Raw genomic sequence first — 23,856 nt, 5'->3', positions numbered from 1 at the left:
TGCACTGGCTACTCCACTACCACTTTGCGCACTACGGGGGTTCCGTCCACGTTCAGGCGCAGGGTATACACGCCCGCCGCGAGGTCACGCACATCAAACATGGCATCGATGCCCTGGCCGGCCGGGGCCCGCAGCGTGCGGGTCTGCACCGTTTGGCCCAGCGAGTTGGAGAGCGTAGCCGCTACGGCCGACTTGCTGCTCAGCAGCGGCAGCTGCACCCGGAACAAACCCGAAGTGGGGTTTGGGAACAACTGAACCTGGGCAGCCAGGGCCTGGGCGGCGCTGCTGGCCAGCACACCGGCGGCGCGGAACTCCAGGGTGAAACGGCCCGGAGCCGTGGTTGCACCCAGGGTGAAAGCGTACGTGCTGCCCGTGGTGAGCACCGTGCGGGTACTGGTCAGGGCATCAATCAACGTGACGGTGCCGGTGAAATTGGCCACGTTGGCCGCCTCTAGGGTGTAGGTGCCAGCCTGCGGCACGGTCACGGCCAGCGGAACCAGCACGACGCTGTTGCCCAGCACCGGCAAGCCGTTGATGGCCATTTCCTGGCTGGCGGCCAGCGAGGCTACGTTGAGGCCGCTGGGGTTGGCCAGCTTTGTGGCGTCGTATTCCACATCGCGGCCCGCCGTGGCTCCGGCTTCGAAGTACACGTAGGTTTCATCCCGGCCGGCGGCGGTGCCGCGTAGCTGCAATTGCAGCTGCGGGCGGGCATCGGCCGTGCCACGGCCAAAGATGGGCTCCGGGTCGAAGGTGATGACGCGGTTGGCATTGGTCAGGTTCACTGAGCCATTAGCACCAACTGCCGCCACCCGCACGAAGTAGCCAGCGGCCGTGGGCACCAACGACGACTCCCCGATGCCGTTGGCGAAGGTGCGGTAGCTGCCGCCGTACTGGCCGCTACTCTGAAACACGTACATGGCAGCGTCCATGCCGGGGCGCTGGGCCGGCGTCACGGTGTTCCAGTTCAGCGGGGCCGGGTACGGGTTGCCCAGGAACTGCCAGCCGCCATCCGTGCCGGAGTAAGCCAAAGCACCCGAGTTCTGAGTGCCGTTGTTGAGCGTGCCCACAAAGTCGACCAGCGCGCTGTTGGGTGCGTTCACGGTGTAGCCCCGGTTCACCGCCATGGCATCGCCGGCGGCGGGCGAAAACCAGCCTTTATTGAATGGACCGCAGGTAGAAGTCACCGTCCCCACCCGGTTCTGGTCGTAGCCAAACACCGTGGGGAACGGCGTGACGAGGCTGGGCGTGGCACTGGTGTTATACGTCGGGTTGAAGGTGGGTGTGAAGCCCGTCGTATTCAGGTCGTTCACCGTGGTATTGCTCACCGGGGCCGAATAATGTCGGTAGCCAATGGCGTTGGTGCTGCTGATGTAGCGCTGCACGGTGGCGGTGCCCACTACCACGCCGCCGGTATTGACCACCACGGCCGTACCCGCCGCGGACGACAGCAGCGTGAGGCTGTTGCCAGCGGTGGTTAGGTTGCCAGCGGTCAGGGTCAGGGTTTGGGCTACCGCTGCGGCTTGGCTCAGCGTCAGCCCATTGGCATTATTCACCACCACGGCACGCACCTGGCTGGGCAGGCCGCTGCCCGTCACCTGCGCAAGTCCGCCGAGGTAAGCGTAGGTGGCATCGGGACTGTAGCTGCGGGTGCCGGCCACCTGAATCAGGCCGGTAGCTCCGCTAGCCGTAATGCCCGCCGCATCGCAGATATCGAGGCGGCCGCCAGCTTGCAGTATGAAGCTGCCGGGGCCGTTCACCGCTTTGACGTTGGTGGTCACGCTCTGGCAATTGCCGCTGAGCACCCCGGCCACCGTGAGCGTACCGTTGACGGTGAGAACGCCCGTGAGGGTGGCGATGCCGGCGCTGGTCACCGTCACGTTGTTATAGGTACCGCTCACATTCTGGGCGGTGCCCACCACCAAATCAGCAGGCGTACCCTGGCCGCTCAGGTTGATGATGTAAGGGTTATTAGCCTGGCTGTTGTTCGGAATGCTAATGCTGCCCGTGGAGGTTCCGACGGCCGAGGGCAGGAACGTGAGACCGAAATCAGCCGTGCCGCCGGGGGCTACAGTAGCGGGCTGCGTACCACTCAGGAAGAATGGCCCCGTGAGAACAAACGTGCCGAGGCTAAGCGCATCGGTGGTGCTGGGATTTGAAATAGTGAACGTAACCGAGCTCGAAGCGGTGGATACCGGGCTGGAAAAACCGCTGTACGTACCGCCGTTTGGAATGGCAGTCCCAGCCTGGGTCACCGCAATCAGCGGATTGGCGGCAACCGGCACGCCCGTACCGCTCAGGTTGAGCTGGAAGCTAGCGTTGCCGTTGGCCGCGTCGCTCGTGATGCCAATAGTGCCGGTTTCCGGGCCGGTGCCCACGTTGTAGATAACCGTGAGCAAAACAGTACCGCCGTTGGCCGCCACCGTGGCGGGCAATGGCAAGGTATTGAAGGTGAACGTTGCCGGGTTGGTGGCGCTGATACCGCTGATGGTGAGCGGGTCGAGGCCATTATTGGTTAGCGTAAATGTGGCTGATTGCTTAGTACCGGTCGTCTGGTTGCCGAAGCTATAGCTGGGGTTGGCCCCGTTGGCAATGGGCGTAGTGCCCTGGGTCACGGTCAGGGCCGGAGCCGCCGCGAGAGTTATGAAGCCAATGCTGGCGGCACTTGAAGTAGCTCCAGCCGCGCAGTTGCTCACGATGTTTACCGTGTAAGCCGTGCCGGGCGTCAGGCCCGTGAAGCTCACCGACGTAGCGGCTGCCCCCAGGGTCTGGGTAGTCGTAACCGGCACAGTAGTTACAGTGTAGCCATTTACCGCTGAGGCGCTGCCCGTGAAGCTCACCATAGCCGCGTTGCTGGTCACGCCGCTGGCGGCCAGGGCCGTGGGGGCGTTACAGGCCACTGCCGGGTTGGCCGTTAGCGACAGGTCATCCACGGCTAGGCCATCGTCAGCCCCTGTGGCGTTGAGGTCGTTCCACCGGATGAAAAACGTGGCCCCAACCGGAATCGAAAGGCCAGTAATGGTACCCGAAACGGCCGTGCGGTTGGGCACTACGTTGCCATTGAGGGCTCCCACCGTGCCCGAGGTTACGGGGGCCACAAAGTCCAGCGCGTTCACGTCCGAATAAATGCCGGTGCTCAGGGTGACCCCAGAGGCGGTGCTGTACTGAAAGTCCAGTTGGTCGACGCGGCCGGTGGTGCCCAGCCGCCATTGTTCGCCGGTGTAGCTGATGGCCAGGCTGGTGATGGTCTGGCCGGTGTTGTTGCTGTATTGGGCACCAATCGTGGACGTTATCGAACCGCTGAGCAGAGTGCCCAACGCTCGTTCGGTATTACTGGTTGCTCCAAAGCTGTACGTGTCGCCCGAAGTCGCCGAGCCAGTGCCCGCCGTATAATTGGCATCTCCACCGGCTTCTGAAAAGTCAATACCGGGGGGCAAAGTCGTTTTGGGTGCTGTGCCCGTAGCGGCAAGGCTGTTGAAATCCTGCGTAGCGGGCGTGTTGACGGCGGCAATGCTAACAGGCGTGAGCACAAATACGCCAGTAGCCGTCAGGGTCTGAGGCCCACTGGTGCCCCCGGGCGTAGTCACCGAAACCGGGTAGGTGGCGGTGGCCGACTGCGCCGGCGGCGTAATGCTGGCCGTGAGGGTGGTGCTGTTGACGAACGTGGTAGCCAGCGTATTACCGTTGAAGCTCACCGTGGCACCGCTCACAAAACCAGTGCCGGTGAAAGTGACCGTAGTGGCCTGCCCAGCCACGATGGAGCTGGGGTTGATGCTGGTGAGTGTGGGTACCGGGGGCGGGTTCACCGTGAACACGGCCGCCGCCGAGGCCCCGCCGCCCGGTGCCGGGTTGGTGACGATGACGTTGTAAGGGCCCGCCGTAGCCACATCGGCTGCCAGAACGGCCGCCGTGAGCTGCGCGGCCGACACAAATGTGGTAACCCGGTTCGTGCCGTTGAAGCTCACCACCGCGCCCGACACAAAGCCACTGCCATTCACGGTGAGCGTGAACCCGGGGGCGCCGGCCGTGGCCGATGCGGGTGCCAGCGTACTGATGACCGGAACCGGATTCACCCCCTCCCCTTGCAGGTTGATGGTATAAATAGCTTCATCCTGGTCGTTGTTGTTGATGACGAGCGTACCCGAGCGGGTGCCCGTAGCCGTGGGCGAAAACACCACGTTCACCGTCACCGAGCCATTGGCGGGTACGGTGGCGGGCGTGGTCAGGCCCGAAACCGCAAAATCACCCGTTGTTGCCACGCTGCTGATATTGAGGGCATCGGTGCTGCTGGTATTCTGAATGGTGAAGGTCAGGGCCGCGCCCGATGCGCCCACGGCCGTGTTGGCGAATGCGGAATACGTGCTGCCCGTGAGGAATGTGGTGCCCGCCTGCTGCACGTTAATTTCCGGATTGGGCGTGGCACCAATACCCGTTCCGGTTAGGTTCACGGTGTAGGTGGTTCCGGTGGTGGCGTTCGAGGTTATAACCAGGGTGCCGGCACGGGTGCCGGCCACCGTTGGGGTGAATACGACGCTCACCGTGGCAGTGCCGCCAGCCGCTACCGTACCGGGAGTTGCGCCGCTCACGGCATAATCGCCGGTGGCAGCAATGGTGCTGATAGTGAGCGGGTCGGGGCCGCTGTTGGTGAGCGTAAAAGCAACTGGCGCGCTGCTGGTAGTCACCGTCTGGGTACCAAAGTCGAACGCAGTACCATTGTTGGCGTAGCCGGTGCCAGCCTGGCTCACGGCCAGCGTGGGTGCCGCCGGGGCCTGCGTGGTGAAGCTCACGCTGTAGTCGTCTATGGCCAGGCCGTCATCGGCTCCGGTGGGATTGAAGTCACTCCACCGAATATATATTGTGCCGCCATTGGCCAGGGCCAGGCCAGTGATAGTGCCGGTGATGCCCACGGTGCGGTTGGCCGCTACGTTGCCATCTAAAGACCCAGCGGTGCCCGTGCTAATCGGTGCAGTGAAATCCAGCCCATTAACATCGACGTATCCGGTCGCTGCCCCCAGCGTGGTGGCCGTGGTGCTGTACTGAAAATCCAGCCGGTCGACGCGGCCGGTGGCGCCCAGCCGCCATTGTTCGCCGGTGTAAGTGATGGTCATACTGGTGATGACCGTCCCCGTGTTGTTGGTGTACGCCGCCCCAATCGTGGGTGTCAACGTCCCGCTTTGCAGCCCCCCGAAGGCTCGCTCTATAGAGCCAGTAGCTCCAAAACTGTACGTATCGCCGCCGGCGCCACTGCCCGGACCCGCAGTGTACACGCTATTGCTGCCTGTTCCTGCTTCAGCAAAACCGAAACCAGCCGGCACGACGCCAGAAGTTGACGTAGAAGCCAGCGTGGAAAAATTCTCGGAAGGCCCTGCCCCAGCGGCCGTGATGCTTACAGGCGTGGGAGCTACGCCCTGCCCGCGCCCCACTAGGGGCAGAAACAACGTCACCAAAGTCAACAGCCGTACCCAGCGGAACGGCTGTCCTCTCTTGTAATTTTTTAGCATACACCAAATGTTAGAGTGAGAAAAAAAGACAGAGCTGGAATGAGATATCCCCGCAGTAACTACCACTAAAAGATTTTAGAGGTAATACAAACATTATTTCTTGCAATAGCACCCCGAAATAAGCATTACCCCCCGAAAATCACGCTACAAGATAAGCGTTTCTGGCCATAAGAATAAAAAGTCCGGCTGTGGTACCCTCTAAAAGTTTCACTTCCTCACCGGCTACCACGCTACTTCAGCGCCCGCAGTTGGTCCAGAGCTTCCTGGGTTTCCTTGGGTTTATTCCGCTCTAACTCTTCGGCCGAGGCCGAATTTTTGGGTTGGGTACCATAAAAGGTCAGAATATTCTGCCGCGCAATCGGGTTGAGGTTCTCAAACTTTTGAGCGGCCAGCTTGCGCACCCATTCGCCGTAGGTTTCGTCGGCCAGCGGGTACTCGCCCGCCCGGGTAGGGTGGCCGGTATCGAAGTCCTCATTGGCCAGAGCCAGGGGCGCGGCGGCGGTATCGGCGGGCTGGCGGGCTACGTCGGCGCAATAGTTCGTTATCACCGTGCGAAAGCTGCTCCGGAAGAACTGCTGCGCCTCGGGCGTGGGCAGCTTGAAGGCGAACGGCTTGAGTGGCCCAATTTTGGGCAGCACCCGAATGAAATACGAGATGATGCGGGCCCCGAAGCCGGGCTTCTCATACTCATTGCCGTACTCTTTGCGGAACTGCCGGGGGCTGTTGCGCTGCAGGTAATCGCGGCGGCGCGCGCCGGGGCTCAGCTTCTGAATATCCTTGCGCTTGTAGTGCCAGGCCGAGCGGGCCGCCGTCGGAATCAGCTGGCTCACCGCGAAGCGGAAGCTGGCAATGCTCAGGTCCACGTTCACGATAACCTGGCCCAACTCCAGGCCATAGGTTTGCAGAAAGGCGCGCTCCAGCACCGCCTTGCTCACCTGAAACCCGATTTTCTGGTGGTAATCCTGGGTGTGGTACTTGCCGCTGGCCAGCTGCACCACATCGAACGCAAATTCGAGCTGGGTGTGCTCCTTGGGGGCTTGGTGGTAGGTAATAATATCGCCAAACTTGGCCCGCAGCTCCGGGTACACTGATGCCATGGCCCGGTTGGTGCCCTCGGGGTGGCCACTGAGGTCTGCTGCATAGTGAGCCAGGGCGCCCAGGGCAAAAGCGTAGTCGTTGCGGTCCTGCGCCTGCCGAATGAGGTTACGCACAAAATCACCCGACCGCACATAGTGTGTCAGGTTAGTAAACAACTTAGAACCAAATGGATAGTAGCCCATATCCTGGACAATGGCCCCACCGTAGGCATAGGCCTTGGCGTCGATGAGCTGCTCGGGCGTGGTGCCGGGGTAGCGCTGCTGAATGGCCGGCACCAGGCAGCGCTCCCAAGTCGAATCAATGTTAGCTTGGTGAGTGAGTACCGAATAGGCAGCGGCCGGACGGGCCGCCAGTGCCAATAGCACCACCAGCAAAAAGGAACGAAAGCGTAGCATAGAATAAGGAATAAGCACAGCTTTGGCTGTTTGCAACGGCAAACGTGTCTTCACCGTTGCGCCCGGGCACCCGGCCTGCCCGCTAGCCACTTTCACCGGCTTAAAGCAGCCCCGCAATGCCTTTGATGTTCAGCCGGGCAAACTTCTGCACGCGAGCAAATTTGGCTGTTGCTTCCTCCAGTTCTTCATCTTTAGGCAGCGGAGTTGGCACTTGGGTCAGCAGCCGCTCAAAGACGGAGGCGGCAATATCCATGTACCCGAGCAGTAGCAGGTACAGCTGTTTCTTCTCGTCCTCCGCGTATCCTTTAACCCGAATAGCCTTGGTGAGCGTGTCGAGCTGCGTGGTTTCGTCGGTGAACAAATCCCGCAGGGCGCGACGGTGCTGTCCGTACTCCTGCAATTGGTCGGCGCTGGCCGCCGAAGCGGCAAACGGGAAAGTCCCTTCGGCAAATGCTACTGCTCCCACAAAGGCCGATTCGGCGGCGTACACCGTGGCCAGGTGCTTTTGCAAACTGGTCCACAACCCCATCCGGGCTTTGTCGAAGATGCTGGGAATGGTTTCGCTCATAAAAGGGACGTTTGAGAAGGCTGCTGTAAAAGTATGGGCTTATCGCCATTCCAGGCCTTCTTGGTACGGTTCCTTAATTTTTCGCCACAAAAACAAAACCCCCATTTCCAGGCCGGAAATGGGGGTTTTAGTAGAGAGCGAGGGATTCGAACCCCCGGACCTGTTACAGTCAGCGGTTTTCAAGACCGCCGCAATCGACCACTCTGCCAGCTCTCTGGAACCAGTTATGAGCTAAAAATTATGAGTTGTGAGTTGAAGAAGAAACAACTCACAACTCATAATTTTTAGCTCATACCTAAACAAGCGTAGAGAAGGGGGGATTCGAACCCCCGATACCGTTGCCGGTATAACGGTTTTCGAAACCGTCGCATTCGACCACTCTGCCACCTCTCTAACAGGCTCCCCGAGTGATTGGGGAGTGCAAAAGTAGCGAGAAACAGGGAATGAAAAACGATGAATGAAGAATTTTTCGCAATTTTTCTGCTATCGCATTCACAATCAATTCCTCATTTTTATTTCTCATTCTTCTCTGCGCGAAGCATTTCCTGCATCATCAGGCGGCGACGACCGGTGACGGCGTCCATGCTCACGTTCACCTCGAAGCCGATGATTAGGGTCATGCACACGAACTCGAGCCAGACCATAAAGCCCACCAGCGCCCCGATAGAGCCGTAAAACGTGTTGTAGGAATCAAAAATGCGCACGTAGAGCGTGAACAGAAACGACACCAGGAAGATGAGCAGCGTGGCCACAATGGCTCCCGCCGATACCAACGGCCATTTGTCGTGCACGGGCGGCACGAAGTAATAAATCACGCACGTAGTGCTCAGAAATAGCCCCACCAGCGAGCCGTAGCGGACGAGCGTCAGCACCAGGCCGGTGAATCGCTCGGGCACGATTTCATAAAACACCAACCCATCAATCAGGTAAGTACCGAAGAAAATGCCGGCGATGGCCAGCACCAAAATCAGCGAGAGCACGAATGTAAGAGCGGTGGCAATCATGCGCTTGCGCAGGTAGCTGCGATGCTTAAACCACGGGTACTTCTTCTCGAAGGCATCGAGCAAGGCCATGATGCCATTGGAGCTGAGGACCAAGGCCGTACCGAAACCGAAGGACAGCAAGCCGCCGTGCGGGATGTTCACGATATCCTCAATGGTGGAAGCTGTGGCCGCGTATAGCTCGCGCGGCATAAAATCGGCCAGAAACTGCAGAATGTCCACGTTCAGATTCGGTACGGGGATGTACGGAATAAGCGTGAACAGGAAAATGATGGTCGGGAATAGGGCCACCGTGAGGTTGAAGGCCATGTAGGCGGCGCGCTTCTCCAGACTATCGAGGCGTAGTTCGTGCAGAATGCGGTCGAGCACATCGTAGAGCGAGGCCTGGCCGCCGGGCAGCCGCAGCCGCTTCAGGCCCACAATCATCTGCCGATAGGGCCGTTGCTGGCGCACATCGGGGAAGCGGGCACGACGAAGGGCGGGCGTTTTCATTTTTTTTGATTGGCAGTAAAATACGGAATAGAACGTCGTGCCGAGCGCAGCCGAGGTATCTCGCGTGGGGTAGTAATCCAATCGTGAGGACGATGCGAGCGAGATGCCTCGGCTCCGCTCGGCATGACGTTCTATTATCAAGTATCGTTACTTGCTAAACGCCGCCGGCGCAGGCGCATCCGGCGGTATAGCCCCGGGCGTGGGTAGCACGGGGCTATCAAATTCATCTTCACTAAAATACGGCAGCAGCCGCTCCTGAATGTTGGTGGGCATGGGCACGGGCCGGCCGGTACTGGTAGCCACAAACACCATGAGCGTGTGGCCTTCGGTGAGCAACTGGCCGGCTTCGTTATAAATCTCGTACTCAAACAGTACGCGGGCGCCCTCGGGCGGTTGGCGCAGCAGCAGGCGCACGGTCAGTAGGTCGTCGTAGCGGGCCGGGCGGCGGAAACGGGTGCGGAGCTCCCCTACCGGCATGCCCACGCCATCAGCCTCCAGCTCCTTGTAGCTGATGCCCAGCTTGCGGAATGCCTCGGTGCGGGCTACCTCAAAATACGCCGCGTAGTTGCCGTGATAGACGTAGCCCATCTGGTCGGTTTCGGCGTAGCGCACGCGGATTTGAATGTCGGAGGTGTACATATTGATAGCTGAAACGTCATGTCGAGCGCAGCCGAGACATCTCGCTGGAATCGTTGCATCAACCGGATTACTGTAGCACGCGAGATATCTCGGCTGCGCTCGACATGACGTTCTGTTAAGTTACTTGATGCCCGCCCGGTTCAGCGCGGCCTGGTAGCGTCGCGCATTCATAATATGTTCCCGCTCGTTGGGGGCAAAGGCGTGGTAGCCGCTGAAATCCTCCTTGGCGCAGAAATACAGGTAGTTGTTGCTTTCCGGCTTCAGCACCGCGTCGATGCTGGCGATGCTGGGCAGGTTGATGGGGCCGGGCGGCAGGCCGGCGTATTTATAGGTGTTGTAAGGGGAATCCTTCTGCAGGTGCACGTTGAGGACGCGCTTGATGGTAAAGTCGCGGTTGGCGTAGACCACGGTGGGGTCGGCCTGCAGCTTCATGCCGCGCTTGAGGCGGTTGAGGTAGACACCCGCGATGCGGGGCCGCTCGTCGGCGTGCTGCTGCTGCTCGGCCTCCACAATGCTGGCCAGGGTGCTCACCTGGACGCGGGTGAGGTTGAGTTTCTCGCGCTGGGCGTCGCGGGCCGGAGTCCAAAACTTCTCGTACTCCTTCTTCATCCGCTTCATCAGGTTGTCGGCGGAGGTATTCCAGTACAGCTCATAGGTGTTCGGGATGAACATGCTGAGCACCGTAGTGGTGTCGAAACCCAGGCTGCGGGTGTAGCTGGGGCTGCTCAGCAGCGAGTCGATTTGGCTGGGGCGGGCGTCAATCTGGTTCGAGAGTTTATCGGCCAGCTCGCGGCGCAGGCGCACGTTGGTAAACGTGAGCTTGAGCGGCGACTGCAGCCCGGCCTTGAGCACGTTGACCAGCTGGCGGTTGGTATAGCCTTCCTTGAGCTCGTAGCGGCCGGGCTTCACGTGAGCCGGATACTTCATGAGCTTGGCCACGAAGTGCAGCGAGAGCTTATCGACTACCGCGCCGGTAGCGTCGATGGTCTTCAGGGCCGCCTGCCAGTCGTCGCCGCGGTGCACCACCACGTAGGTGGGCTTGCCCTTGGTTTCGATGTTAGCGGTGAAGAATACCTGATAGAAATAATAGGAAAAGCAGACCAGCGCGAGCGTGAAAACGACGCTCACGGTGGCCCAGCGCCTGCGGCGTTTCAGGGCTTGGTCGCGGCGTTCAATGACCGACAGTTTGGCGGGTTGGGACATGGGGAATGGGGAGAATATCGGGACGGCAGCATCAAAAGTACGAACGGCCGCAACCCCGTGGCTAAGTTGCGTCCTAGTTGTTCCGTTTCGGCTGGGCGTAGTACCTTGCCCGCATCTTTGGGCCGGCCGCCAGCTTGAGGCGGTGGCCTGCCGGTGGCCGCCGGCCGTTGCCCATCATTGTTATATCATCCCCCAGCTCCTTATATGCCCGCCACCCTTCTTCGCATTCACCCCGAAAACCCACCCCACGCCCGCATTCAGCAAGCTGTCGACGTATTGCGCAAGGGTGGAGTCATCATTTACCCTACTGATACCGTGTACGGCATCGGCTGCGACGTAACCAATGCCAAAGCCGTAGAAAGGGTGTGTCGCATCAAAAAGCTTTTCCCCGAAAAGGCCAACCTAAGCTTCATCTGCCACGACTTGTCACATATTTCCGACTATGCCCACGGCATCACCACGGAAACGTACAAAGTCATCAAGAAAGCCCTGCCTGGCCCGTTTACCTTCATTTTTGAGGCTAGCAGCAACGCTCCACGCTTCGGCGGTACCAAGCGCAAGACCGTCGGCATCCGGGTGCCCGACAATCAGATTATCCTGCAATTGGTGAAGGAGTTGGGCAATCCCATCGTGAGCACCTCGGTGCGCGAGGATGAAAACACCATCGACGAATACGTGACCGACCCGGACCTGATTTTCGAGAAATACCGCATGTTGGTCGACCTCGTTATCGACGGCGGTTTCGGCAACAACGTGCCCAGCACCATTATCGACTGCACCAACGACGACTTCGAGCTCATCCGCCAGGGTGCCGGCGACATCGAGCAGTATTTGTAAGGCGTTTATTATTGCGAGGAGGCATGACATTCCACACATCAAGCGGCGTCAATCCATCCTGTCTCAGCGACTAGCCCCGAATAGTAAAAGACAAGCCCCGATACCTGCGCAGGTATCGGGGCTTGTCTTTTACTATTCGGGGTAATTGAACGCCACTATTTCTTACCGCTCTGCGGCCGGGCACGATTGAAGCGGAGCAGCCACCTTTTTTTTCCGGGCTGGTGCCGGATGACGTTTATAGGTATTGGTGTTGCCCCTCCCGCCCACCGGGCTGATTTCCAGTTTGGTGCTGATGGTATTGCCGCCCAAATCGGCGGCGCCGCACGAATGGTCCACGATAACCAGCGCTGTACCATTGGCGGCGGATATCAGGCGGTACAATTCTTTGCCTAGGAGAGCCAACGATGGGCGCGAGCCAAAATTCTCGGACAAATTCAGGTTATCGTGATTCAGCACCGAATCCGGAAACTGCGTGCGAGCCTGGCGTAATAGTGCTTCGGCGCGCAGCAGCAGGGTCGTGTCTGCGGCAGTAGTACACTGCGTGAAATAATCGGTGGAAAGTCCTCTTAAGTGCCCACGCACAAGTAACCGGATAAAGAAGAACGTCATTCCGAGCTTGCCGAGGAATCTCGCTCGCGCCAGTGGGCGGCGCGGATGACTCCGGCAAGATTCCTCGGCAAGCTCGGAATGACGTTCTTTTTGATTGACTACGGTTACTTGTGCGCGACTGCTTAGAAGAGAAGCCAAGATGGCATTCCGGCGCTCGTCGTACTCGGCCTGGGTTAGTAGCTCATTATCCAGCATCATTTGAGCTTCTTGAGCTTCTCCATCAGGTCATCGGCAGCAGGACTGGCGGCTACCGGAGCGGCAGCCATACCCCCGGCATTGACGACGATGCCGCCGCCGGCGGCACGTTTGTCCTCCAGGTCGCGCTGGCGGCGGTAGTCTCGCCGGATGCCGCCGCAATGGCGGCATTTGCCTGGGCCATCACCGCGGCCGCATCAGTAGCGGAGATTTCTGCTTTTTCAGCCGCATCGGCCACGCTGACACTGGACACAAGCCCGATTTTATGGGCCTGCTGCAAGGCCTTCAGCCATTGCGCAGCTTGTTCGTTGGCCGTTTCCTTATCAAAAAAGGAATCCTGCATGGAAAAGGTCAGCCATTCCTCGCCAGTGCCGCGCTTCATCATGCCAGCCAGCTCTGTGCGGCGGATATTGTCGGTGAGGCGCTCAAAGCCCGTGACCGGGGCACCGTTGGCATCGAGCAGACGAGCCACCAGCTCGGGGCCGCAGCAGCTGTTATCGTCGCTGGAAGCCAGGTTCTTTGGCTTCGTAAACCGGACTTTTACTTTGGCCGTCAACTTGTAGCCGCCTGTCGAGCCCAAGTCGTTCGGCAAAACCGTTACCTGGTATGAGCCGGGCACAATGGCCAGGTAGTCGGCCAACTCGCCCGCTACGGCAGCCTCGCCCGTTAAGCTCAGGGACGCAGGAGGAGCGGGTATTTCGGCTTTCTCAGCCCCGCCACAGGCGGCGATGACAACCGTGAACGCAACTCCCAGAAGCAAGCGGCGGAATGGAAAATGGGAACGGGACAGCATGGGACTTGCAGTTGATAGGTGTGAAACAATGCCCCAAACCTACCTGCCCAACTGGTCCCCCACCAAAGTTCAATTAGTTCAGTTACCACGGCCTTTTTGAACGGTCCGCAATACCGGGCTTTGGCCAGTTCCCCGCGCCGCATGCGGCATTCGTCCAAAATCGGCCACCTTATGCCCCAACCACTTTTTTGGTCGTTTTAGCCCAAACGACATCAGAGGTCTTTGTCCGTATTTGTCCAACATCTACCCGTTGAATCCCACCCACAGCCTGCTGCGCGCCCACTTGCGGCAGCGGGTCGCCGACACTTTTGGCACTGCGCTCACCTACCCGCGCGAAGCCGAGGCCCTGGCCGCCGACGTGCTGCGCCGCACCGGCGAGTGCCTCTCACCCAGCACCCTGAAGCGTTTTTTGGGCCTGGTCACGACCGCAGCCCTGCCCGCCGCCTACGCCGCCCTGCTCGCCGACAGCATTCTGCTCGAAGAGCGGGGCCTGAATGCCTTCGAGGAACTGACGGTGTACGTGCGCTTCAGCCACGAAAACCTGCTGGAGTACCTGGTTGCCCGGCAGCTGTTGGCCACGGCCGGCATTCTCATGCCCGCGCTCCTGCACGCAGCAGCCGCGCAGTATACAGCCGGCCGGCGCGTTGAACTATTGAAATGGCTGCTGCTCTTTGGCTTGCAGCGGCAAGACTATGCGGCCGTGGCCGAAGTGTTTGACGTGGCCTTGGAAGAATACGAGCTACACACAATGTCGCACTTTTTGGGCCTGATTTCGTGAGCGAAGACTTATTCCTTACCGACCGCCCCGCCAGCCCCGCTCCTATTCGCCCAGGCTGCGCTGATGCTTCCAGCGCCGGTGCGTCCACAAGTACTGCTCGGGCGAGGCCCGCATGTCTTTCTCCAACTGGCGGGCAAAGGCTTCCGCAATGGGGAAGGTGCCATGTGGGGCACTGGCTGCCATCCGGCTGTCGGGCAGTTCGGTGAAGGTTACTTCGTAGTACCCGCGCCGCACCCGCCGCAGGCCAATATAAAGCACGACGCAATTGAACTGCGTGACCAACCGGTCGGCGCTGGAATAAAAGCTGGTGTCCTGGTTCAGAAACGTCGTCCAGTAAGGTCGGTCCTCGGGGCCCGCGGCCTGGTCGGTGAGCAGGCTGAGGGTACAGCCGTCGTATCTGCGCGCCACCAGGTAGCGCAGCGTGGCCGGCATGGGCACGGCATCGGCCCCCAAGCGGGTGCGCAGCCGGCGCATGAAGTACTCGAAAAATGCATTATTCAGCGGCTTGTACACGCCCGCCGCCCGGCCCGGAAACTCCAGGGCCGCGCCGTTCAGCAGCCATTCCCAGTTGCCCATGTGCGAGCCCAGGGAGAGCACCAGCCGCTGCTCGGCAAACGGCCGGCTCATCAGCTCAGGATTAGTGAAGCGCATGCGCGGGGCCAGCTCAGCCGGGCTCATGGTCGCCATTTTCAAAATCTCAACTACTACCTGCGCAAAGTGCCGGTAGAAGGCTTTGCCGGTTTGCCTTACTTCAGCCGGGCTCATTTCCGGGAAAGACTTGCTCAGGTTTTGCTGCACCACCCGCCAGCGGTAGCGCACCACGTAGGCCAGCAGGAAGTATATTCCTTCGCTCAGCCCATACAGCACCGGCAAGGGCAGGCGCGACAGGCCCAACATCCCCCACCGCAGGGGCTCGTAGTACCAGGCATAAGGGCGTTTGGCGCCCGGCAACTTGGTGGTGCGGGCCGTGCTCATCGCGGCACGGCGGCCCCGGCCGGCGCGTATTCGGCGGTGCTGCGCTCGCCAATGACCCTGTGCCCGGCCAGCAGCTTGTTATTGCCCGGCCCACCATATACCTCAATAAACAGCGTGAACGGCCCATCGGGCAACGGCCCCAAGGGCAGCTGGCCCACCACGGTAGTCGGCCGGCCGCTCGGGGGCGTCAGGGTCGCGTCGGCATCGGCGGCCGAGCCATCGGGGGTGGTGAGGTGGTAGTGCACGCGCAGCGGCTGGCCGGCCGGCGCATTATGCATCTCGGTATAAAAGAAAATATTCTCGGCTCCGCGGCTGTAGCCGCCACCGGGCACGCGGGTGAGGCGGTAGCCGCCACGGGAAAAATTGTCGTCGCCCCCGCTCCGGGCGGCCGGACGCGACAGCAGCACCACATCAGTCAGAAATACGCCGGCCGGCGCTTCCACCACCAACGGTTTTTCCACGGTGGTTTCGCCGTTGGCAGCCCGGTACTGGTCGCGCACGGTACCACGCAACGTGTATTTGCCATCGGGCAGCATGATGCGCTTCAGAAAACTCTGCGGGTTTTTAATGGCAATGGTCGTGTCAGTCAGTACCGGCGGCCTGAGGGTGATAACCTCCCGGTAAGCCGATTTGCCGTCGGCTTTCAGAATCTCAAGGGTGACCGTGGCGGCCGACTGAAACGAGCGGGGGGCCCGTTGCCGGTAGGTAAGCGGCTGGGTGGGCACGGTGACGTAGATTTCGACCTCGCCGCCCTTCTCCACCTTGTTCAGGTTTCGGAAACGAGCCACGTCGAGCAGAATCTGGGGCGGGGCCGCCTGAGCCGCTACCGGGCCCAGGGCAATAAGCAGGAGGAGAAGGAAACGCATAGTAAACAAAAGTAAGGCCGGACCATGCTCACCCGTTGTCGCGCTGCTTTGCGGCGAAGCCCCAGGCAATGGCGAAGGGAAGGAGCATATTTGTGCCTCCTCACTGAATTGATACGTCAATGTGATTCGCGGCAGCAAACATCTAAGTGCTTGTTCTAAATTAATCGTGCAATCAGAACGTCATGCTGAGCTTGTCGAAGCATCTCTACCGCTTCATCAGGGTCGTTCAACGAAGCGGTAGAGATACTTCGACAAGCTCAGCATGACGCCCTAATACCTCGTTTAATTTTGTGCAGACACTTATTGACGAAAAAAGATTATTGCGAGTATCCATCCTATCCTAATGATTATTCTCACCGAACTTCACTACCACCCACCGGCCGCCCTCTTCGCCGAGCTGCTCCAGGCCGATGGCCTGCTGCTGGAAGCCCAGGAGCACTACCGCAAGCAAACCTACCGCAACCGCTGCCTCATTCGCACGGCGCAAGGCGTGCAGCCCCTCACCATCCCGGTAATCGACGGCAACCGGGCCGAAAAAGTGACGGCAGAGGCCATCGAAATTGACTACCGCCAGAATTGGATTCACCGGCATTGGCGCACCCTGCAAACTGCCTACGGCAATAGTCCGTACTTTGAATACTACGCCGACTACTTCCACGATATTTACGTAAGTAAGCCGGCGCTGCTGTTCGACCTGAACTTACAGTTTCTGCACTTGTTGCTGAAGTGCCTTCGCCTGCCACTACCCACTGCCCGCACCACCGAATACCGAGCCCATTATCCGGCCATGCAACCACTGGGCACAACCGAAATCCATTCACTCATTCACTCATCTACTCATTCGCTGGTGGACCGACGCGACTGGCTGACACCTAAAATCGCCACTAAAACGCCTGAACCTGACACTCCGGCAGTGCAGTCTTCGGTGCGGCCCTACCCGCAGGTATTTGGCCCAGGTTTTGAGCCGGGGCTCAGCGTACTGGACTTATTATTTTCGCAAGGTCCGGCTGCCGGCAGCTTTTTGCAGTAACCTGCGCATTTCTGCCGACGTTAGTATCACCTAAGTGCTTACCGGGTTTGTTATCGCCCGAACCTTCACCCGAATTTGCTTGTTTTCAAGCGACACCGGCACAACCCGTCATTCGTGTATTCGCCCGACGCGGGGCTATTTGATTTTTTTACTACGTTTATTGGCATGGAAGCTAAATTCTCAAACCGCGTCAAAGAGGTTATTTCCCTCAGTCGGGAAGAAGCCATCCGTCTCGGCCACGATTACATCGGGACCGAACACCTGTTGCTCGGCATGATTCGCGAAGCCGAAGGCACCGCCCTGGGCTTGCTACGCAAGCTGGGCGTGTCCATCGACGAGCTTAAATTCTCGCTCGAACAGGCCACTCGCAACACCGCTACTCAGGGCACCAGCATCACCGGCTCGATTCCGCTCACCAAGCAGACCGAGAAGGTGTTGAAAATCACCTACCTGGAGGCCAAGATTTTCAAGTCCGAAATCATCGGTACCGAGCACCTGCTGTTGTCCATCCTACGGGACGAGGACAACATTTCTTCCCAAATTCTCAGCAAATTCAACGTGAACTACGAAACTGTGCGCGACTCGCTGGATTATCATGGTAACGCCGGTGCTGCTCCGCAAAGCCGCACGCCTGATACCGACGACGACGATAACGATAAACTCTTCGGTGGTGGCACCCCCGGCCGCGGTGCCGGTGCGGGCGGTACCACCAAGAAGCCGGGCGAAAAATCGCGCACCCCGGTGCTCGACAACTTCGGCCGTGACCTCACCAAGATGGCCGAGGAAGATAAGCTTGACCCCATTGTGGGCCGCGAAAAGGAGATTGAGCGCGTAGCCCAGATTCTGAGCCGCCGCAAAAAGAACAACCCCATTCTCATCGGGGAGCCCGGCGTGGGCAAAACGGCCATCGCCGAAGGCCTCGCCCTGCGCATCATCCAAAAGAAAGTAAGCCGCGTGCTCTTCAACAAGCGCGTGGTGACGCTAGACCTGGCTTCGCTGGTGGCTGGTACCAAGTACCGGGGCCAGTTTGAGGAGCGCATGAAGGCCGTGATGAACGAGCTGGAAAAGTCGCCCGACGTGATTCTGTTCATTGACGAGCTGCACACCATTGTGGGTGCTGGCGGGGCTTCGGGCTCGCTCGACGCTTCCAACATGTTCAAGCCGGCCCTGGCCCGCGGCGAAATCCAATGCATCGGTGCCACCACGCTGGATGAGTACCGTCAGTACATCGAGAAAGATGGGGCCTTGGCCCGTCGTTTTCAGATGGTGATGGTGGACCCCACCACGCCGGAGGAAACGATTGAAATCCTGCACAACATCAAGGACAAGTACCAGGACCACCACCACGTGGTGTACACCGATAAGGCCATTGAACAGTGCGTGCTGCTGAGTGACCGGTACATGTCCGACCGTTTTCTGCCGGATAAAGCCATCGATATTCTCGATGAGGCCGGTGCCCGCGTGCACATCAACAACATCGTGGTACCCGAGGACATTCTCACGCTCGAAGAGCAGATTGAGAATATCAAAGGCGAGAAGAACCGCGTGGTGAAATCGCAGAAATACGAGGAAGCCGCCAAGCTCCGCGACACCGAGAAGAAATTACTTGACCAACTCGAAACAGCTAAAAAGAGCTGGGAAGAGGAAACCAAGAAGAAGCGCTACACGGTGAAAGAGGAAAACGTGGCCGAGGTTATCGCCATGATGACCGGCATCCCCGTTTCGCGCGTGGCCCAGAACGAAAGCCAAAAGCTCCTCAACATGAATGAGGAGCTGCAAGGCAAGGTAATTGGCCAGGAAAAGGCCATCAAGCAGCTCGTGAAAGCCATTCAGCGCACGCGGGTTGGTTTGAAGGACCCCAAAAAACCCATTGGTTCGTTCGTATTCCTCGGCCCGACGGGCGTGGGTAAGACGGAGCTGGCCAAGGTGCTCGCTACCTACCTCTTCGACAAGGAAGATGCGCTGGTGCGCGTCGATATGTCGGAGTACATGGAAAAATTCAGCGTGTCGCGCTTGGTGGGCGCGCCTCCCGGCTACGTGGGCTACGAAGAGGGCGGCCAGCTGACGGAGAAAATTCGTCGTAAGCCGTACTCAGTAATCCTGCTGGATGAGATTGAAAAAGCTCACCCCGATGTGTACAACTTGCTGCTGCAAGTGCTGGACGACGGTATCCTGACCGATGGTCTGGGCCGTAAGGTGGACTTCCGGAACACCATCATCATCATGACCTCGAACATCGGGGCGCGGGACTTGCAGGACTTTGGCGCTGGCATCGGCTTCGGAACCAAAGCCCGGCAGGATAACATGGACGAGTTGACCAAGGGCACCATTACCAACGCCCTGAAGAAGACTTTCTCGCCCGAATTCCTCAACCGTTTGGATGACGTTATCGTCTTCAACTCGCTGGACAAGTCGGATATCCACAAAATCATCGACATCAGCCTGGCCAAGCTTCTCTCGCGGGTGCGGTCTTTGGGCTACCGGGTCGAGTTGACCGAAAAGGCCAAGGACTTTGTATCGGACAAAGGCTACGACCCGAAATACGGTGCTCGTCCGCTGAACCGAGCCATTCAGAAGTACATCGAAGACCCGATTGCGGAGGAAATCCTCAAAGCGCAAGTGGTGCAGGGCGATGTCATCACAGCCGATTACGAGGACGGCAAAGACGAACTGACTTTTGCCGTGAGCAAAAGCGGTGAAGACCAGAAACTAGCCAGCGACGAGCGGCCGGCCGAAACGCCGGAAGCGCCCGACTCTGACGCAAAAAAGTAAGATTGCGCACCGATTAGCTGGTGCATCCTGAATGAGAAGCCGGTTCCGAAATGGGACCGGCTTCTTTGCTATCTACCTAGTAACTTGCGGCTTGATTTCAACTCTTAGTGTTGAAATAATTATCCCTTTAACCTTCGCTTCATGAATTTTCTGCAAAGAGCGGCCCTTGCTGGGGCCGGCGCGGCTCTCACCAGCGGCGCCATGGCGCAGTCGGCTCCGGTGGCCCCAATCAAACCTAAGGTGTTCACCGATTTCGGTGTCACGCGCACCGACAATTATTATTGGCTAAACCAGCCCACCGAACCGGCCGTTCTGAAGTACCTCAACGACGAGAATGGGTACTTCGACCAGCAAATGAGCGGAGCGAAAGCCATGCAGAAGAAGCTGGCCGCCGAAATCAAGAACCGCATCAAGCAGGAAGACGCCACTGAACCGTACCGCGACAACGGTTATTACTACTATTCGCGCTTTGAGTTTGCCTCCGAATACCCGATTTACTGCCGCAAGAAGGGTAGCGCAATCGGGACGGAAGAAGTGTTGCTCAACGGCGATGAGATGGGCACTGGGAAGAAATATTTTCAGATTGGTGACTGGGCCGTGAGCGATAATAATCAGCTGCTGGCTTTTTCGGTGGACACCGTGAGCCGGCGGCTTTATACGTTGCGCTTCAAAAATATTGCTACCGGCAAGCTGTTTCCGGAGTGCATTGCCAACACGGGCGGCGAAGTGGTGTGGGCGGCCGACAACAAGACGGTGTTTTACACCAAAAAGAACGTGACCACGCTGCTGCCCTATCAGGTGTACCGGCACACGCTAGGCACCGACCCCAAGGGCGATGCACTGGTGTACGAGGAGCACGACAACACGTTTAACGTGCAGGTAAACCGTTCAAAATCAAAAAAATACATTGGTATTGAACTCGCCAGTTCGCTGTCGTCGGAGTACCGCTACCTAGAGGCTGGTGCGCCCACTGAGCAGCCTAAGGTATTTCAGCGCCGCGAGAAGGACCACCTCTATCAGGTAGAGCACTTGGCCGATAAGTTTTATATCCGGACCAATTGGCTGGCTCCCAACTACCGTCTGATGACTACGCCCGTGGCCACCACCGGCAAAGCCACCTGGACCGATGCGCTGACCCGCCACCCGGAAATCTTTCTCGATAATTTCGAGCTATTCAAGGAGTATTTCGTGCTCAATGAGCGCAAGGGCGGCCTGCGACAGCTGCACGTAGTGAATCTGAAAGATAAGCAGGAACACTACCTGCCCTTCGACGAGTCGGCTTACACGGCCACCATTGGCGTGAATCGGGAGCTGGACACGCCGGTGCTGCGTTACAATTACACCTCGCTCACCACGCCGCCCTCCATTTTTGAGTACGACATGAGTACGCGGGTCGGCACCCTACTCAAGGAGCAGTCCGTGCTGGGCAACTACAATAAGTTTGACTACGTGACGGAGCGGGTGTTCGTGAAATCGCGCGATAACAAGTTCATTCCCATGTCCATCGTGTACAAGAAGGGCACGAAGCTGGACGGGAGCGCGCCGCTGTTGCAATATGCCTACGGCTCCTACGGTTTTTCGCAGGACCCCACCTTCAGCGCGGCTCGCCTAAGCTTGCTGAACCGTGGGTTTGTGTACGCGCTGTGCAACATCCGGGGCGGCCAGGAAATGGGCCGGCAGTGGTTTGAGGACGGCCGGATGCTGCACAAAATCAACAGCTTCAACGATTTTATTGACTGCTCCGAGTACCTCACCAAGCCGCACGAGGCTACTGTGGGCAGTGCCAAAGTGCAGCAGCGCTACACGGCTTCGGATAAGCTCTTCGCGATGGGCGGCAGCGCCGGCGGCTTACTCATGGGCGCCGTGCTGAACATGCGCCCCGAATTATACAAAGGCGTCATCGCAGCCGTGCCGTTTGTGGATGTTGTCACGACTATGGCCGACCCCACTATCCCGCTCACTACCAGCGAGTACGACCAGTGGGGCAACCCCGCCGACGAAGAATATTTCAAGTACATGCTCTCCTACTCGCCCTACGACAATGTGAAGGCGCAGGCTTACCCCAACCTGCTCGTCACCACCGGATTGCACGACTCTCAGGTGCAGTATTACGAGCCGGCTAAGTGGGTAGCCAAGCTACGCACTCAGAAAACGGATAAGAACCTGCTGCTGCTGCATACCGATATGGTAGCCGGCCACGGCGGCGCTTCGGGTCGCTTCAAGTCAATTGATGACACGGCACGGCAGTACGCATTCATGCTAATGTTGCTGGGCAAAAATTTGTAGGCAGTCGAAGTAGATATTTGTCATGCTGAACGCAGTGAAGCACCTTATCACACTTGGATGACTTGTTCCAACGCGATAAGGTGCTTCACTGCGTTCAGCATGACAGGTGATTGTATTTCCTAATCCTACGTCCGTAATCTACCCATAACCTACCTTTGGTTTCCAATTCCCGCGCAACCCTCCCACCCGCGCGCTCACCCCTGCTCATGCCCGACCCGCACGCCCACGCCCACCTTTCGAAAACCGATTTACTGGCCCGCAAAAACGAAGAAGCCCTCCTCGGCGGCGGCCAAGCCCGTATCGACGCTCAACACAAAAAAGGTAAGCTCACCGCCCGCGAACGGGTTGACTTGCTGATGGACGAAGGTTCGTTTGAGGAAATTGGCAAGTTCGTGATGCACCGTTCCAAGGACTTTGGGCTGGACAAAGAGCATTACCTCGGCGATGGCGTAATTACGGGCTATGGCACGGTGAACGGCCGGCTGGTCTACGTTTTCTCGCAGGATTTTACCGTTTTCGGCGGCTCACTGAGCGAAACCCACGCTGAGAAAATCGTAAAAATCATGGACTTGGCCATGAAAAACGGCGCGCCGGTGATTGGCTTAAACGACTCGGGCGGGGCCCGGATTCAGGAAGGCGTGGTAAGCCTGGGCGGCTACGCCGACATCTTTTACAAGAATACCCTGGCCTCGGGCGTGGTGCCACAGCTGTCGGCCATCATGGGGCCGTGCGCGGGTGGCGCGGTGTATTCGCCGGCCATTACGGACTTCATTTTGATGGTGGAGCACACGAGCTACATGTTCGTGACTGGTCCCAACGTGGTAAAAACCGTGACCCACGAGGAAGTAACCAGCGAAGAGCTGGGCGGAGCCAGCACCCATTCGGCCAAAAGCGGCGTCACGCATTTCAGCTGCGCCAATGAAGTGGTGGCCATCAACCACGTCAAGCAGCTGCTGAGCTACATGCCGCAGAACTGCGAAGAAACTGCACCCGCGCAGCCCTACGAGGCCAGCGGCGACGAAAGCCGCCCGGTGCTCGACAAGCTGATTCCCGACAATGCCAACCAGCCCTACGACATGCGTGAGGTAATTGAAGGCATTATCGACCCTAATTCTTTCCTCGAAGTCCATCAGAATTTCGCCGAGAACATCGTGGTCGGCTTTGCGCGGCTGGCAGGCCGCAGCATTGGCATTGTGGGCAACCAGCCAGCTGTGCTCGCCGGCGTGCTCGACATTAATGCCAGTACCAAGGCCGCACGCTTCGTGCGCTTCTGCGACGCGTTCAACATTCCGCTGCTGGTGCTGGAAGATGTGCCCGGCTTCCTGCCCGGCACTGACCAGGAGTGGCGCGGCATCATCACGAACGGGGCCAAGCTGCTTTACGCTTTCTGTGAAGCGACTGTGCCGCGTATCACCGTCATCACCCGGAAGGCCTACGGCGGGGCGTATGACGTGATGAACTCCAAGCACATCGGGGCCGACATGAACTACGCCTGGCCCACCGCCGAAATTGCCGTAATGGGAGCTAAAGGCGCGGCCGAAATCATCTTCAAGCGTGAAATTGCGGCGGCCGACGACCCCGCCGCCAAGCTTCAGGAGAAGGTAGATGAGTACCAGGAAAAATTCGCCACGCCCTACCGCGCTGCTCACCGCGGCTTCGTAGATGAGGTGATTCTACCTTCCCAAACCCGTCAGAAGCTCATTCGGGCGTTTAAAATGCTGGAGAATAAAGTAGATACCATGCCACGTAAGAAACACGGCAACATTCCGCTATAAATTATAACCCTTAGAACGTCATGCTTCGGCAAGCTCAGCATGACGT

The 23,856-nt window shown here is 58.7% G+C and carries 16 protein-coding genes and 2 tRNA genes; 6 read left to right on the top strand and 12 right to left on the bottom strand.

The genetic code is table 11. The features are described 5' to 3' along the window. Nucleotides 1-8: 8 nt before the first annotated feature. The 8 genes from IEW17_RS15525 to mltG all read right to left on the bottom strand — a co-directional run bounded on the left by IEW17_RS15525 (nt 9) and on the right by mltG (nt 10,894). Nucleotides 9-5,162: a choice-of-anchor Z repeating domain-containing protein gene (locus IEW17_RS15525; RefSeq protein ID WP_188562971.1), complete on the bottom strand. Its 5,154-nt coding sequence runs from the start codon at nt 5,160-5,162 to the stop codon at nt 9-11. A 566-nt stretch (nt 5,163-5,728) separates the two neighbouring features. After that, nucleotides 5,729-6,991: a zinc dependent phospholipase C family protein gene (locus tag IEW17_RS15520; protein WP_188562970.1), complete on the bottom strand. Its 1,263-nt coding sequence runs from the start codon at nt 6,989-6,991 to the stop codon at nt 5,729-5,731. Nucleotides 6,992-7,091: 100 nt separating this feature from the next. Then, the gene (locus IEW17_RS15515; protein WP_188562969.1) at nt 7,092-7,559 is read right to left on the bottom strand and encodes a hypothetical protein; all 468 of its coding nucleotides are present in this window, start codon (nt 7,557-7,559) and stop codon (nt 7,092-7,094) included. A gap of 131 nt (nt 7,560-7,690) precedes the next feature. Beyond that, nucleotides 7,691-7,775: transfer RNA gene (locus IEW17_RS15510), tRNA-Ser, on the bottom strand. A gap of 90 nt (nt 7,776-7,865) precedes the next feature. Next, nucleotides 7,866-7,952: transfer RNA gene (locus IEW17_RS15505), tRNA-Ser, on the bottom strand. Nucleotides 7,953-8,071: 119 nt separating this feature from the next. Continuing rightward, a complete protein-coding gene (locus IEW17_RS15500) occupies nt 8,072-9,052 on the bottom strand; it encodes a YihY/virulence factor BrkB family protein (RefSeq protein WP_188562968.1) in 981 nt (326 codons plus the stop codon). 147 nt (nt 9,053-9,199) lie between these two features. Further along, complete coding sequence (locus tag IEW17_RS15495) at nt 9,200-9,691, bottom strand: acyl-CoA thioesterase (RefSeq protein ID WP_188562967.1); 492 nt, start codon at nt 9,689-9,691, stop codon at nt 9,200-9,202. 120 nt (nt 9,692-9,811) lie between these two features. Next, on the bottom strand, nt 9,812-10,894 hold the full coding sequence (gene mltG / locus IEW17_RS15490; protein ID WP_188562966.1) for an endolytic transglycosylase MltG: 1,083 nt from the start codon (nt 10,892-10,894) through the stop codon (nt 9,812-9,814). A gap of 204 nt (nt 10,895-11,098) precedes the next feature. Here mltG and IEW17_RS15485 point away from each other — a divergent pair, with 204 nt between their 5' ends. After that, nucleotides 11,099-11,731: an L-threonylcarbamoyladenylate synthase gene (locus IEW17_RS15485; protein WP_188562965.1), complete on the top strand. Its 633-nt coding sequence runs from the start codon at nt 11,099-11,101 to the stop codon at nt 11,729-11,731. Between the two features lie 162 nt (nt 11,732-11,893). Here IEW17_RS15485 and IEW17_RS15480 read toward each other — a convergent pair whose 3' ends face one another. Both IEW17_RS15480 and IEW17_RS15475 read right to left on the bottom strand, forming a co-directional pair. Beyond that, a complete protein-coding gene (locus tag IEW17_RS15480) occupies nt 11,894-12,538 on the bottom strand; it encodes a hypothetical protein (protein WP_188562964.1) in 645 nt (214 codons plus the stop codon). 49 nt (nt 12,539-12,587) lie between these two features. Further along, on the bottom strand, nt 12,588-13,295 hold the full coding sequence (locus IEW17_RS15475; protein WP_229749042.1) for a hypothetical protein: 708 nt from the start codon (nt 13,293-13,295) through the stop codon (nt 12,588-12,590). 265 nt (nt 13,296-13,560) lie between these two features. On the opposite strand from IEW17_RS15475, the gene IEW17_RS15470 reads away from it, so the two are divergent. Next, entirely contained in the window at nt 13,561-14,106 is a 546-nt protein-coding gene (locus IEW17_RS15470; RefSeq protein WP_188562962.1) for a hypothetical protein, read from the top strand. 42 nt (nt 14,107-14,148) lie between these two features. On the opposite strand, the gene IEW17_RS15465 is transcribed toward IEW17_RS15470, so the two are convergent. Together IEW17_RS15465 and IEW17_RS15460 are read right to left on the bottom strand one after the other, a co-directional pair. Beyond that, entirely contained in the window at nt 14,149-15,081 is a 933-nt protein-coding gene (locus tag IEW17_RS15465) for a lysophospholipid acyltransferase family protein (RefSeq protein WP_229749041.1), read from the bottom strand. Next, the gene (locus tag IEW17_RS15460) at nt 15,078-15,947 is read right to left on the bottom strand and encodes a hypothetical protein (RefSeq protein WP_188562961.1); all 870 of its coding nucleotides are present in this window, start codon (nt 15,945-15,947) and stop codon (nt 15,078-15,080) included. Before IEW17_RS15460 ends, IEW17_RS15465 begins: the two co-directional genes overlap by 4 nt. A 343-nt stretch (nt 15,948-16,290) precedes the next feature. Between IEW17_RS15460 and IEW17_RS15455 the strand changes: the two genes are divergently transcribed. The 4 genes from IEW17_RS15455 to IEW17_RS15440 all read left to right on the top strand — a co-directional run bounded on the left by IEW17_RS15455 (nt 16,291) and on the right by IEW17_RS15440 (nt 23,810). Continuing rightward, the gene (locus tag IEW17_RS15455) at nt 16,291-16,977 is read left to right on the top strand and encodes a WbqC family protein (RefSeq protein WP_188562960.1); all 687 of its coding nucleotides are present in this window, start codon (nt 16,291-16,293) and stop codon (nt 16,975-16,977) included. A gap of 165 nt (nt 16,978-17,142) precedes the next feature. Continuing rightward, the gene (locus IEW17_RS15450) at nt 17,143-19,749 is read left to right on the top strand and encodes an ATP-dependent Clp protease ATP-binding subunit (RefSeq protein ID WP_188562959.1); all 2,607 of its coding nucleotides are present in this window, start codon (nt 17,143-17,145) and stop codon (nt 19,747-19,749) included. A 141-nt stretch (nt 19,750-19,890) separates the two neighbouring features. Beyond that, complete coding sequence (locus IEW17_RS15445; protein ID WP_229749040.1) at nt 19,891-22,035, top strand: S9 family peptidase; 2,145 nt, start codon at nt 19,891-19,893, stop codon at nt 22,033-22,035. A 206-nt stretch (nt 22,036-22,241) separates the two neighbouring features. Beyond that, nucleotides 22,242-23,810, top strand: a complete 1,569-nt coding sequence (locus tag IEW17_RS15440) for an acyl-CoA carboxylase subunit beta (RefSeq protein WP_188562958.1) — start codon at nt 22,242-22,244, stop codon at nt 23,808-23,810. Nucleotides 23,811-23,856: the final 46 nt, after the last annotated feature.

This window comes from Hymenobacter frigidus, assembly GCF_014640435.1.
GTDB classification, from domain to species: Bacteria; Bacteroidota; Bacteroidia; order Cytophagales; family Hymenobacteraceae; genus Hymenobacter; species Hymenobacter frigidus.
Note: the sequence above shows the minus strand (reverse complement) of the source record. Positions and strands in the feature narration are given on the sequence as shown.